Origin of the sequence: Flaviflexus sp. (genome assembly GCF_041440645.1) — a bacterium.
Classification (GTDB): Bacteria; Actinomycetota; Actinomycetes; order Actinomycetales; family Actinomycetaceae; genus Flaviflexus.
Genome location: NZ_JASDVN010000060.1, coordinates 1 through 12141, shown reverse-complemented (window position 1 = coordinate 12141; position 12141 = coordinate 1). Strand labels below are relative to the sequence as shown.

General features: G+C 62.2%; 15 protein-coding genes. 14 read left to right on the top strand and 1 reads right to left on the bottom strand.

The window, feature by feature from the left end; genetic code table 11:
• The first annotated feature begins 68 nt into the window (after positions 1–68).
• The 4 genes from recO to QMB98_RS09020 all read left to right on the top strand — a co-directional run bounded on the left by recO (position 69) and on the right by QMB98_RS09020 (position 3743).
• The gene (recO, locus tag QMB98_RS09035) at positions 69–794 is read left to right on the top strand and encodes a DNA repair protein RecO (RefSeq protein ID WP_371685403.1); all 726 of its coding nucleotides are present in this window, start codon (positions 69–71) and stop codon (positions 792–794) included.
• A 153-nt stretch (positions 795–947) separates the two neighbouring features.
• Positions 948–1724, top strand: a complete 777-nt coding sequence (locus QMB98_RS09030) for an isoprenyl transferase (RefSeq protein WP_371685402.1) — start codon at positions 948–950, stop codon at positions 1722–1724.
• A 9-nt stretch (positions 1725–1733) separates the two neighbouring features.
• On the top strand, positions 1734–3032 hold the full coding sequence (hisD, locus tag QMB98_RS09025; protein ID WP_371685401.1) for a histidinol dehydrogenase: 1299 nt from the start codon (positions 1734–1736) through the stop codon (positions 3030–3032).
• A gap of 132 nt (positions 3033–3164) precedes the next feature.
• A complete protein-coding gene (locus tag QMB98_RS09020) occupies positions 3165–3743 on the top strand; it encodes a hypothetical protein (RefSeq protein ID WP_371685400.1) in 579 nt (192 codons plus the stop codon).
• Here QMB98_RS09020 and QMB98_RS09015 read toward each other — a convergent pair.
• Positions 3703–4359, bottom strand: coding sequence for a hypothetical protein (locus tag QMB98_RS09015; protein ID WP_371685399.1), 657 nt, complete (start codon positions 4357–4359; stop codon positions 3703–3705). The two genes, QMB98_RS09020 and QMB98_RS09015, sit on opposite strands and share 41 nt — an antisense overlap.
• A 479-nt stretch (positions 4360–4838) precedes the next feature.
• Between QMB98_RS09015 and QMB98_RS09010 the strand changes: the two genes are divergently transcribed.
• From QMB98_RS09010 to rplT, 10 genes are all read left to right on the top strand, one after another.
• The gene (locus QMB98_RS09010) at positions 4839–5693 is read left to right on the top strand and encodes a universal stress protein (RefSeq protein WP_371685398.1); all 855 of its coding nucleotides are present in this window, start codon (positions 4839–4841) and stop codon (positions 5691–5693) included.
• A 172-nt stretch (positions 5694–5865) separates the two neighbouring features.
• Complete coding sequence (locus tag QMB98_RS09005; protein ID WP_371685397.1) at positions 5866–6975, top strand: histidinol-phosphate transaminase; 1110 nt, start codon at positions 5866–5868, stop codon at positions 6973–6975.
• A complete protein-coding gene (gene hisB, locus QMB98_RS09000; RefSeq protein WP_371685396.1) occupies positions 6972–7568 on the top strand; it encodes an imidazoleglycerol-phosphate dehydratase HisB in 597 nt (198 codons plus the stop codon). The genes QMB98_RS09005 and hisB overlap by 4 nt, the downstream gene beginning before the upstream one ends.
• Entirely contained in the window at positions 7565–8332 is a 768-nt protein-coding gene (locus QMB98_RS08995; RefSeq protein WP_371685395.1) for a hypothetical protein, read from the top strand. The genes hisB and QMB98_RS08995 overlap by 4 nt, the downstream gene beginning before the upstream one ends.
• A complete protein-coding gene (hisH, locus tag QMB98_RS08990) occupies positions 8329–8955 on the top strand; it encodes an imidazole glycerol phosphate synthase subunit HisH (protein WP_371685394.1) in 627 nt (208 codons plus the stop codon). The genes QMB98_RS08995 and hisH overlap by 4 nt, the downstream gene beginning before the upstream one ends.
• Before the next feature lie 9 nt (positions 8956–8964).
• Positions 8965–9696 (top strand): bifunctional 1-(5-phosphoribosyl)-5-((5-phosphoribosylamino)methylideneamino)imidazole-4-carboxamide isomerase/phosphoribosylanthranilate isomerase PriA, encoded by a 732-nt coding sequence (gene priA, locus QMB98_RS08985; protein ID WP_371685393.1) that lies wholly within the window; start codon positions 8965–8967, stop codon positions 9694–9696.
• Entirely contained in the window at positions 9693–10427 is a 735-nt protein-coding gene (locus tag QMB98_RS08980; RefSeq protein WP_371685392.1) for an SseB family protein, read from the top strand. Before priA ends, QMB98_RS08980 begins: the two co-directional genes overlap by 4 nt.
• A 393-nt stretch (positions 10428–10820) precedes the next feature.
• Entirely contained in the window at positions 10821–11453 is a 633-nt protein-coding gene (gene infC, locus QMB98_RS08975) for a translation initiation factor IF-3 (protein WP_371685391.1), read from the top strand.
• A 57-nt stretch (positions 11454–11510) separates the two neighbouring features.
• Entirely contained in the window at positions 11511–11705 is a 195-nt protein-coding gene (gene rpmI, locus QMB98_RS08970; protein ID WP_371685390.1) for a 50S ribosomal protein L35, read from the top strand.
• Between the two features lie 21 nt (positions 11706–11726).
• Positions 11727–12113 (top strand): 50S ribosomal protein L20, encoded by a 387-nt coding sequence (gene rplT / locus QMB98_RS08965; RefSeq protein ID WP_371685389.1) that lies wholly within the window; start codon positions 11727–11729, stop codon positions 12111–12113.
• The last annotated feature ends 28 nt before the right edge of the window (positions 12114–12141 follow it).

Genomic DNA, 12141 nt, shown 5'->3' with positions numbered 1-12141 from the left:
CCTGGGCAGCGGCGGATTCCAAAACAAACTACACCCCCAATTATGAAGAGCCGGTTTATGATGGTGGAGTGAAACTTTACCGCGATCAGGGGATAGTTCTGCGCACCCACAAACTGGGTGAGGCGGACAGAATCATCACGCTCCTGACGCGCACGCACGGCAAGGTGCGTGCGGTCGCAAAGGGCGTGCGCCGCACAAAATCCCGGTTTGGTGCACGCCTGGAACCCTTCTCCCACGTGGACGCACAGTTCTATCGTGGGCGCACACTCGACATTGTGACCCAGGTCGAGTCCGTGCACGCCTATGGCGGGGAACTATCGATCGACTACGACCGCTACACGGCCGGCGCCGTCATTGTCGAGACCGCAGACAAGCTCGTGTGGGATGAGGGGAGCCCCGACGTGCAGCAGTACTTCCTGCTCCACGGGGCTCTCCACTCGCTCGCCAACAACGAGCACCGCCCAGAACTCATCGCCACCGCCTACCTGCTCCGTGCCTTCGCCTTCGCCGGTTTCGAGCTTTCGACGAGGGACTGCGCCTCCTGCGGAGAACCCGGCCCCCATGCCGCGTTCTCGATCCCCGCGGGTGGCACCGTGTGCCAAACGTGCCGGCCGCCCGGTGCGAGCCTGCCCGACATGGAGTCAGTCAAGTTGCTTCGCTCCATGCTCGCGGGCGAGTGGGAGGGTGCCGACGAGCAGCCCGAGCGCATCCGGCACGAGGCGACGGCCCTCGCTTCCGCTCACGCCCAGTGGCATCTCGAGCACAAGATCAAGTCCCTCGCCCTCCTCGGATAATCCGGGCCGCAGTAGCCCCTTGGATATCCCGGGCCGCAGGAGTCCCCCCTCGTCATCATTGGCGCCACAGCAGAGTTGACGATCTCTCACCGCTTCACGGACTATCGTTAGCACAGAGCTTGGCCTATCCCAGGCTCTCAGAGAGGATCACACATGGAACCCATCAGCAGGCCCGGCCTGACCCCTCCCGCGATCCCACCCGAGCTCGTTCCGGGCCACGTGGCAATCGTCATGGATGGGAACGGCAGGTGGGCGAATGCTCGTGGGTTGCCTCGCACCGAGGGCCACAAGAAGGGCGAACCCGTACTCCTCGACGTCATCGCGGGGGCGATTGAGATCGGTGTCAAGGAACTCTCCGCCTACGCGTTCTCGACCGAGAACTGGTCCCGTAGTCCGTCTGAGGTCCGCTTCCTCATGGGGTTCAACAGAGATGTCATCCGCAGGCAGCGCGACACCCTGAACGAGTGGGGAGTCAAGGTGCGCTGGTCGGGCCGCCGACCGAGGCTGTGGCGGTCGGTGATCGACGAACTCGAGGTTGCCCAGGAAATGACGAAGGACAACGAGGGTCTCGTGGTCAACATGTGCGTCAACTACGGCGGTCGCCCCGAGATTACGGACGCCGTCAAGGCCATCGCTACCGACGTGGCGAACGGAACCCTCAACCCCAAGAAGATCGACGAGGAGCTCATCAACTCCTACATGTATCAGCCGATGAGCGACGTGGACCTGTTCTGGCGTTCCGGCGGGGAGAAGAGACTCTCCAACTTCTTGCTGTGGCAGTCCGCCTACGCAGAGATCGTCGTCAGTGACAAGCCGTGGCCGGACCTGTCCCGAGTCGACCTGTGGGCAGCGATTGAAACCTACGCGCGCAGGGACCGCAGGTGGGGCGGAGCCGTGGACGCTGCGGCACCGGAGCGGTCAGAGCAATAGAATATGACCATGTTGTCTCGACTTGATCTCAGCGGCGGCGTCAACGCCGCATCCCTCGCCACCTCTCTGCCCCGTGCGGCCATCGACATCGATGTCGCCCTCGAGACGGTTCGCCCCCTCGTTCAGGAGGTCAAGGAACGAGGCGAGGAGGCGCTCTACGAGCAGGCGGAACGTTTCGACCGCGTACGCCCCACCAGCATCCGAGTCCCGCAAGACGCAATCGACGAGGCACTCGAGAGCCTCGATTCCGCACTGCGTGAGGCCATCAGCCTCGCGATCGACCACGTGCGAGCCGGACATGAGGCGCAGATGCCGGAGGAGAAGTCCGTTGAGATCATCAGCGGCGGCACCGTCACTCAGCGCTGGATCCCCATGCGCAGAGTCGGCCTCTACGTTCCCGGCGGCCTCGCCGTCTACCCGTCCTCGGTCGTCATGAACGCCGTGTGTGCCCAGGTCGCAGGCGTCCAGTCCATCGCACTCACCTCCCCGGCGCAGGAGCGCTTCGGCGGGCTCCCACACCCCACGATCCTCGCGGCTTGCGCACTGCTTGGCATTGATGAGGTATACGCCGCCGGTGGTGCGGGAGCTATCGGCATGTTCGCCTACGGCGCCGGAGAATGCGAACCGGTCGATGTCATCACCGGGCCCGGCAACATCTATGTCGCGGCAGCCAAGCGTCTCGTTCTCGGCACTGTCGGCATCGACTCCGAGGCGGGCACCACCGAGATCGCGATCCTCGCGGACGATTCCGCGAACCCGCGCTACGTGGCCGCGGACCTCCTGTCGCAGGCGGAGCACGACCCCGCCGCGGCCTCCGTTCTCGTGACCGACAGTGTCGAACTCGCGGACGCCGTGGACCGCGAGCTTGAGGATCTCGTGTCCAAAACCAAGCACGAGGAGCGCGTACGTACCGCCCTCTCGGGCCCCCAGTCGGGCACGGTCCTTGTTGCAAACCTGGACGATGGTCTCCAGGTCATCAACGCATACGGCGCTGAACACCTCGAGATCCACGCCCGTGACGATGAGCAGGTGGCGCGCCGGGTCTCCAACGCTGGCGCCATCTTTCTCGGCTCCTACACCCCGGTTCCCGCAGGCGACTACCTGGCGGGTTCCAACCACGTGCTCCCGACCGGTGGCACCGCACGCTACAACTCGGGCTTGAACGTGCACGTGTTCCTCAAGTCCGTTCAGCAGGTCAAGTACAGCCGTGAGGCACTTGAGGAGATCACCGATTCGCTTCAGACCTTCGCGAATGCCGAGGACCTTCCCGCGCACGGCGGGGCACTAGAAGTTCGCCGCGAGATGTAACCAAACAGACAGTTATTGCAGAGAAAGGTTGCAAGGACATAACAATCTGCTCATTGTCTGGACTTGACTCAATGGTGCACTGGTAAAATCACTGTCGTTCACCCGACAAGTCGATAGTGCGATGGAGAGTACATGATCACTGGCGTAGTCTTGGCTGCCCTGACCGCAATTGGCGGGGGCACCGACTCGGTTACGCCCGATTACACCTCCGATGTCGACTTCAGTAACGAGGTTGTCGCACGCACAAAGGTCGACGAGGATGTTCGGGAACTCGTCACCGAGTACGGGGAACTCCATGACATGTCGTGGAACGAGTCCTACCAGTGGTACCTGGGGGAGGATAACAGGGAGTACGGACTGACCGATGTGTCAGAAAAGTTCTCTGACATCTACGACGGATACAGCTTCGACGATGGGATCGTGACGATCTGGGTTTCAAACCCGGTGAAGTCGGGTGGCATCGTCGATTTGCTTGAGGACTACGACGTTGAGGCCGTCATTCAGGTAACCCCTTCCGAAACGAATCTCGACCGGTCCGCATACGATTTCGTAACCCGCTACGGCTCAGCCGATTACTATCAGGCCCAGCCCAACGCCGACGGCACCGGACTTGTCGTCTACTCCTCCAGTGAGGAAGCGGCCGCTCTCGGACCGTCAAAGCTTGGCACCGTCATCGACGGCGTGCCAATCGAATATCTGTACTCAGAGTAAAGGGACGCACCGTCTTCGCTCCCGCACTGAGCAGGAGCTGACCCGTCACGGTCATCGTCCACCCCTCGCTCCACGACTCGCCAACGAGCAGCACGTGCGATCCTGCGACCGCCCCAACGCGCGCCAATCGGGGATCGAGACGAAGTTGACCCGCCAACCTGTTGACCCGCTCGGCTGCGGTCAGGTCGGGTTTCGGTTTCTTCAGTCCCGTCACTTCGCCGCCGTAGTGGGCGCCGAGCAGGAAGGCGATCCCGGAAGCGAGGTGGCGGAGGAGTTGCGGATGGTTGAGCGAAGGAGCGCACATCACTGTCGCTACTTTCGTTTTGCCAGACAGCTGCCCCCACGAGTTCAACAGGTTCGCGCAGGGACCGCGAAGCTCCGCCGGAAACGGCCCATCGGGTCCTCCGAGAGCCGCGGTGACATCCTCACCCAAGCCAAGGTCGTGAGCGTGCGCGAGTGCCTTACCTGGAAGTAGTCGCGAGCTGCTGGGGATCCGAGAACCCGACGGCAGGACAGCGATAGAGGGCAGGTCGATCCCGGCACGAAGCACTTCGACCAGCGTTGCCTGGATCCGTGCAGTCAAAACGCGATCGGTGCTGGTCGGCAGTGACCGCACGTCGATGACATTTTCGAGAATAGGGGCTGGGTCTAGGGTGATGACACCCTTTGTAGCACCCGAGGAAACCTCAGCGTGTGCGGGGAAGTCATGTGCGGACGCACCCTTACCTGCGGACGCACCACGTGCAGATAAGGCACCAGATTTAGGTTCTGGTGCGGTAGCTGATTGACGTTCTGGTGTCACGGCACCGGTCCGCGCCCCTTGCGCAGCCACCGCATGCGAAGGAAACAAGCGGAAGGTGGAGTGGTCCACGGAAAGGGGCACTCCCTGCTCTCGGCAGCTCCGGGCCACAAGGTCTGCAGTCACGCACGAGGGAACAACGACCTGCACGGGCAAGGTGGACTGCCGGATGGTTTCTACCAGGTAAGCCAGGTTTCCTGGTAGTTCAGTAGCGCGGGACATGTTCCGATCGTGCCACGCTACTCTGACAAAAAGGGGTCTCGGAGCAATAAGGCACTTGGGCTAAACTGGGCACCGTGGTAGATGCTGGATCAATTCTTGTTGGTACCGATGGCTCGAGTCGTGCACGATTCGCTGTACTCGAAGCGGCTCGCATTGCGCATTCCTACGGTCGAACGCTCCGGGTTCTATCTGCCTATTCACCACTCTTTACGATTCTTGCCTACGATCCCGAGCCGCCGAAAGAGGAGATCGACAGGATCGAGGCCCTTCTCGCGAACTCCCGCAGGCTCATTCACGAAAGCTACCCAGACCTGAACGTTGAGACTTCCTGGGTGCTGGGTGAGCCGGATCAGGCACTGATCGAAGCCAGTTCCGAGGTGGAGCTCGTCGTTGTTGGTGCTCGGGGTCAGGGAGCGGTCCACCGCATGCTCGTCGGATCGGTTGCCACCAAGGTGGCCACGCAGGCAGCCTGCCCAACCTTCGTGGTGCGCGACGGCGCGTTCAACCGCGAGGGTCCCATCACGGTCGGTCTCGGCCCCGAAGAGACCTCGATCTATGCGCTCGAAGTCGGTTTCCAGCTCGCCAAGGCCGAGGGCACTTCCGTGCATGCGGTACGCGCACATCAACACAGTGCCGCAGGCGTCTCTAACATTCCGGAGGGTCAACGCAAGGACTGGATGGTGGGGGAGATCGAGAAGTCTGTCGACATCACCCGCCGCTACTTTGATGATGTGCAGGCCCGCTACCCGGATGTTCCGGGCGAGTTCATCCACATTCAGGCGCACGCCACCGACTGCCTCATCGATGCTGCGGAGAAGAGCAGGCTCCTCATCGTCGCACCCAACGGCGTTAGCACGACGAACCGTGCACTCGGATCCGTTGCGCTCGCAGTGCTCCATCACGCCCCGGCCGTTCTTATCGCACGCTAGTTCCGACAAACAAACGATAGTTCTGACAAACAAAACAGTTCCGCCTTGCGGTCACTGCAGGTTCTCGTCGTAGTCACCGTGCAGACTCTCTGCCCTCTCTCGGTGGGGTCGCAGATGAGCCGGTTTCTGGACGGGAATATCGATTGACTGCTGGATTTCGTAGACTTGACCGGTGAGCATTCCATTTCGTCCGGCACTGGCCGGCCTCCAGCCATACGGTGCCCCGCAACTCGACGTTCCCGTTGCGCTCAACGTCAACGAGAACCCGTACGCACCGAGCCCTGAACTGATCGCCGATATCGCGCAGGCGGTGGCGGAGGCATCCGCGACGCTCAACCGCTACCCGGATCGTGAGTTCATGGGGCTGCGGCAGGACCTGGCCGACTACTTGGCCAAGGAATCGGGAGTGCGACTCGCTCCTGAACAGATCTGGGCCGCCAACGGTTCCAACGAGGTCATGCTCCACCTGCTTCTGGCCTTCGCGGGCCCCGGACGCACCGTCATGTCCTTCACCCCGACGTACTCGATGTACCACGAGTACGCACGCGACACGGATTCCACATGGGTTGAGGCTCCCCGCACGGAGGACTTCTCCCTCGACCTCGACAGGATCGATGCGGCCGTGGCCGAGCATCGTCCCGCCATCATCCTCCTCGCCAGCCCGAACAACCCGACCGGGACCGCGCTGACCGAGGCCGAACTCCGAGCAGTTCTTGAGGCCGCGAAGGACAACGGGCCGTCCGACGCTGAGGGATCCGATTCCCTCGTCGTGGTCGATGAGGCCTACGGAGAGTTCAGGCGGCAGGGCGTTCGCTCCGCTCTCGAGCTCCTTGCCGACTTCGACAACCTTGTTGTCTCCCGCACGATGTCAAAGGCCTTCGGTGCGGCCGGCCTGCGCCTCGGCTACCTGGGTGCGGGTACGGAGGTCGTGGATCAGATCCGTATCGTCCGCCTGCCCTACCACCTGTCTGCGATCACTCAGGCCGCGGCCCGTACCGCTCTGGCGCACTCGGACGAGCAGCTATCCCAGATTCAGACGATCCGGGAGGGCCGGGATGGGATGGCGGAGCGACTATCTTCGCTAGGCTTGGACGTAGCACCATCGGATGCAAACTTTGTCATGTTCGGGACCTTCCCGGATAGGCACCAGATTTTCACCGATCTACTTGATCGAGGAGTCCTCATTCGCGAGGTCGGCCCCCAGGGTTGGCTGCGGGTTTCGGTTGGCACACCGGACGAGAACGAGGCATTCTTCGCCGCACTGGAAGAGGCAATGGCATGAGAACCGCAACTATTCACCGAGAAACAGGCGAATCGACGATCACCCTCACCATCGATCTCGATGGCGATGGCACCTCGAAGATCGACACCGGGGTACCGTTCTACGACCACATGCTGACCGCTCTGTCCAAGCACAGCCTCATCAACCTGGACGTTCATGCTCGTGGCGATGTCGAGGTCGATGTGCATCACACCGTTGAGGACACCGCCATTTGCTTCGGCGAGGCACTGCGCGAGGCACTGGGTGACAAGAAGGGCATCCGCCGCTTCGGAGATGCCACCGTTCCCCTGGACGAGTCGCTTGCCCGAGCCGTCGTTGATATCTCGGGACGCCCGTTCCTCGTTCACGATGGTGAACCCGCCGGACAGGAATATCACCTGATCGGTGGCCACTTCACCGGCTCCATGACCCGCCACGTATTCGAGGCCATCGCCTTCCACGCCGGGATCTGCATGCACGTGGATCTCATCCGCGGCCGCGACCCCCACCACATCGTCGAGGCCCAGTTCAAGGCACTCGCGCGCGCACTGCGCACCGCAGTTGAACCCGATCCGCGAGTCACCACCATTCCGTCCACGAAGGGGACGCTGTGAGTGAGAATTCAAAACGATACGTCATCCTGACACCTTTTAAGAAAGCGGACGTTCTCGCAGGCCTGTGCAAGCTGCACGGTCTTGACGTGTGGGTCGTTCCCTCCAAGGCGGGAGCCATGGTCGTCCATGACCTGCCCGCACCCGTCTACGACGACTGGAACATTTCCGAGCTCCTCGGTGGCGTCCCAGCGGACGCAGGTGACGGCGAAGAAGCAACGCCCGATAGCGCTGCCGACTCCACCGCAGAGGCAGATGTAACGGAGGCTGGCGACGGCACCAATGACTCGGAGCCAGCAGCATCCGGGACTGTCTCCAATGATCCCGGTCACGAGTCCGACGAGGAATCCGACGATGTAGACAGCGACGAGGATGGTGCCGACGAGCAGATCGACGCGGATGACCAGCACAAGGTCGCTACCACCCTTGCTCGACTGTCCCGTGCCGGCGTTGTTGTGCTGACCTCGGAGCTTGGCGAGGACGTGGGTAACGAGGTCGGTGTCTCCGGTCTCGTCACTGCGCTTTCGTACGACTCGAAGGGCAAAGCAACCGACACCCCCGCTGGACTTATCGTGGCAACGGGGGAGCAGATCCTTGAGGACCTTCTTCTCGGTGTGATCAAGCCCGAGGATGCCAAGGGCGCCATCCGTTCCGGTAGCATCAATTCCCGCTTCATCGAGGGTCTCGTGCAGGGCAAGAAGCCCGACGCTGGGGACGCTCTGCCTCCCAGGAGGCCCCGCAGGTTCTTTGGAAAGGACCCGAAGTGAAGGTAGTTGTCTTTGACTACGGCTCAGGCAACGTGCACTCCGCAGTCCGCGCTCTCAGCGTGGCCGGTGCCGACGTTGAACTGACCTCGGATCCCGAGAAGGCCATGGCGGCCGAGGGTCTCGTCGTGCCCGGTGTGGGAGCCTTCGACTCTGTCGTGTCGAAACTGAGGAAGCTCCGCGGCGAACGCTTCATCGAACGTCGACTGGCGGGCGGTCGCCCGGTGCTCGGCATCTGCGTTGGCCTCCAAGTCCTGTTCGAGGGTTCCGACGAGCACGGCTCCACGAGCCCGGGACTGGACCAGTTCCCGGGACGAGTGACCCGCCTCGAGTCCGACATTGTCCCGCACATGGGTTGGTCCACGATCGACGTGGCACCGAACTCGAAGCTCCTGGCCGGGCTTGAGAACGACCGCTTCTACTTCGTCCACTCCTACGGCGTGCAGACCGATCCAGCCGTGAACGCCGATGAGCGGTTTGAGGAGATGGCGGTGTCGTGGGCAACCCACGGTTCACGCTTCGTTGCCGCCATCGAGCAGGGCCCGCTGTCGGCCGTCCAGTTCCACCCAGAAAAGTCGGGCGAGGCGGGCATGACCCTGCTTCGCAACTGGCTTTCCACCCTGTAAGGAAAAGTAATGACCAAACCACTTCAGCTTCTTCCCGCAATCGACGTTGTGGACGGGAAGGCAGTTCGCCTCCTTCGCGGTGAAGCAGGAACCGAGACCGGTTACGGCGATCCCGCGGACGTGGCACGTGACTGGATCGCTGGCGGCGCCACCTTCATTCACCTCGTCGATCTCGACGCCGCCTTTGGCCGCGGCAACAACCGCGACCTGCTCCGCACCATCGTTGAGGAGAGCAGCGTCAGGGTTGAGCTGTCCGGCGGCATCCGTGACGACGAGTCCCTCAAGGCCGCACTTGAGGCCGGCGCGGACCGCGTCAACCTCGGCACCGCGGCTCTCGAGGATCCCGAGTGGACCGAGCGAGTCATCAAGGAGTACGGCGACAAGATCGCTGTCGGTCTCGATGTTCGCGGCCGCACCCTGTCGGCACGCGGATGGACGAAGGACGGGGGAGACCTGTACGAGGTACTCGACCGCCTGAACGCGGCCGGCTGCTCCCGCTACGTCGTCACCGACGTCGCAAAGGACGGCACCATGGAGGGACCGAACACGACCCTGCTTGCTGACGTCTGCGGACGCACCGACGCTCCCGTCATCGCGTCCGGTGGCGTCGCCACCCTCGCCGACCTCGAGGCGTTGCGCGCCCTGACCGAGGTTGGTGTCGAAGGCGCGATCGTTGGTAAGGCCCTCTATGCTGGCGCCTTCACCCTTCCCGAGGCTATCGAGGTGGCGGGAGAGCAGTGAGCACCGCCCAGGACAAGCTGAAGCCAAACCCCTTCGCATCGGACGACGGCAGCGCCATTCCTGCACTTGCGGAGGCTCTCGAGATCGAGGAGTTCGCTCCCCGCCTCGAAGCGATCGTCGATGTGCTTCCCGAGGCCCGCGTGCTCGTTCCTGTGCTCGCTCACGACCATCCGGGACGCACCGAGGACGGTGGCATCGTTGGTCACGAGTCGCGTGAGAAGGACCCGTGCAAGGCCGCCGCCATGCTCGCCGTTGAGGCACCCGATGGCAGGGCCGCCATGCCGATCTTCTCCTCTGCGCAAGCACTGCTTGCCTGGAACCCGAAGGCTCGTCCCGTTCCCGTCCATTCCCAGAACGCCGCGATCGCGGCCGTCGCAGAGGCCGATGGCTTGCTCGTGCTCGACGCTGGTTCGGAGCGTCCCATGCTGCTTGGTCGGCCCGCGGTCAACGCGCTTGCCACGGGGGAGAAGTGGACGGCGCCGTGGAAGGACGAGGTGCTCCCAGGCACTCTCGCTCGCGCCCTCGCCGGCATCCCTGGCCTCATGGGTCTCCAGATTCAGCCCGGACGCAACGCCGAGACCGCAATCGTCATCGCGGTTGACGGGGATGCTCCACGCGAGGAGGTCTCCCAGGCATTGAACGAGGCCAGCGCCAGGCTCGCTGGCGTCGAGGAACTCCAGCACCGGATCGACTCGATCGAACTCGTTCCCGCCCGCGCACAGACTCAGTAGCCCCACACGCGTACAGATTCAATAGTGCCGAACGAACCTTGTAGCACGAAGAGTCCGAGAAACGGGGCAAGTTCCGACAGCCCTGGATTCGCAATCTCGACCGTTCCCCTCGGGTTGTTAGCCAAAAAGAGATATTTGCGGGTGAGTAGCACGGTAGTCACCCGTGAACAGCTCTGCCGAGGAGTTGAGAAGAGTAGAATGGTCTCGTTCGGTTACGAAGACCACAGAACGCACCTGCCCCAGTAACGGAAAACACAGGGGCGGCTTCGCGCCGTTCTGATAGTATTAATGCCGACCGACCGGTCAGATGGACCGGAACGCAAGCGGAGAGATCCCACCTGGGTGCTACATGGTACCGGGTTATGAGAGTCACTGGAGGACACGTGTGTCCCGGTGGCACCTCTGCTCCGTGCGCGTACACGTCGAGAATACAGAGGAGCAATTATTAACGAACCAAGAGTCAATGAGCGGATCCGAGTGCCCAAGGTACGTCTTGTCGGTCCCGCCGGCGAGCAAGTGGGAGTAGTCCGCGTCGAAGACGCACTGCGCCTGGCACAGGAAGCCAATCTTGATCTTGTCGAGGTTGCGCCGAACTCTGAACCCCCTGTAGCCAAGCTCATGGATTACGGCAAGTACAAGTACGAAGCCGCAATGAAAGCACGCGATGCTCGCCGCAACCAGGTGAACACGCAGCTCAAGGAGATCAGGCTTCGCCTCAAGATCGATACCCACGACTACGAAACCAAGAGGGGCCACGCTGAGCGTTTCCTCCACGGTGGCGACAAGGTCAAGGTAATGATCCAGTTCCGTGGACGTGAACAGTCGCGTCCCGAAATGGGAGTGAAGCTCCTGCAGAGAATGGCTGATGACCTCGCGGAATTCGGCACCGTGGAATCGCACCCCCGTCAGGATGGTCGAAACATGGTCATGGTGCTCGCACCGATCCGCAAGAAGTCTGAAGCCAAGTCCGATCAGCGCCGCCGCCGCGAGGCCGAGCGTGAAGCACGCCGCGCTGAGAAGGCCTAAAGCACACACTCCCCGCACACGAATACAAATTCGTGGCTTACGAAAGAGGAAACACCTATGCCTAAGAACAAGACGCACTCCGGTGCCAAGAAGCGCTTTCGCGTAACAGGATCGGGCAAGATCATGCGCGAGAAGGCCGGAAAGCGCCACCTCCTCGAGCACAAGTCGTCCCGCCGCACCCGCCGCCTGTCCTCGGACCAGGTTGTTAGCCCGGCCGACGCCAAGAACGTTAAGAAGATGCTCGGCCGCTAAGGTCGACAAGGAGGATTCATCATGGCACGTGTCAAGCGCGCAGTAAACGCTCAGAAGAAGCGTCGTACCGTACTCGAGCAGGCAAGCGGCTACCGCGGCCAGCGCTCGCGCCTTTACCGAAAGGCGAAGGAACAGGTAACGCATTCGTTTACCTACAACTACCGCGACCGCAAGGTTCGCAAGAACGAGTTCCGCAAGCTCTGGATCTCCCGCATCAACGCCGCAGCTCGCGCCGAGGGCATGACGTACAACCGTTTCATGCAGGGCCTGAAGCTCGCCGAGGTTGAGGTCGATCGCCGCATGCTCGCCGAGCTCGCAGTCAACGAGCCCGCAGCATTCAAGGCTCTCGTTGAGACCGCTCGCAAGGCCCTTCCCGAGGATGTTAACGCACCCAAGGAAGCAGCCTAAAGATCGATAGAGTGGGGCCGGCACACGC

Coding starts and splice junctions, on each gene's coding strand:
- hisD (WP_371685401.1), top strand. CDS start 1,734: ATGTTGTCTCGACTTGATCTCAGCGGCGGCGTCAACGCCGCATCCCTC.
- QMB98_RS09020 (WP_371685400.1), top strand. CDS start 3,165: ATGATCACTGGCGTAGTCTTGGCTGCCCTGACCGCAATTGGCGGGGGC.
- QMB98_RS09030 (WP_371685402.1), top strand. CDS start 948: ATGGAACCCATCAGCAGGCCCGGCCTGACCCCTCCCGCGATCCCACCC.
- rplT (WP_371685389.1), top strand. CDS start 11,727: ATGGCACGTGTCAAGCGCGCAGTAAACGCTCAGAAGAAGCGTCGTACC.
- rpmI (WP_371685390.1), top strand. CDS start 11,511: ATGCCTAAGAACAAGACGCACTCCGGTGCCAAGAAGCGCTTTCGCGTA.
- hisB (WP_371685396.1), top strand. CDS start 6,972: ATGAGAACCGCAACTATTCACCGAGAAACAGGCGAATCGACGATCACC.
- priA (WP_371685393.1), top strand. CDS start 8,965: ATGACCAAACCACTTCAGCTTCTTCCCGCAATCGACGTTGTGGACGGG.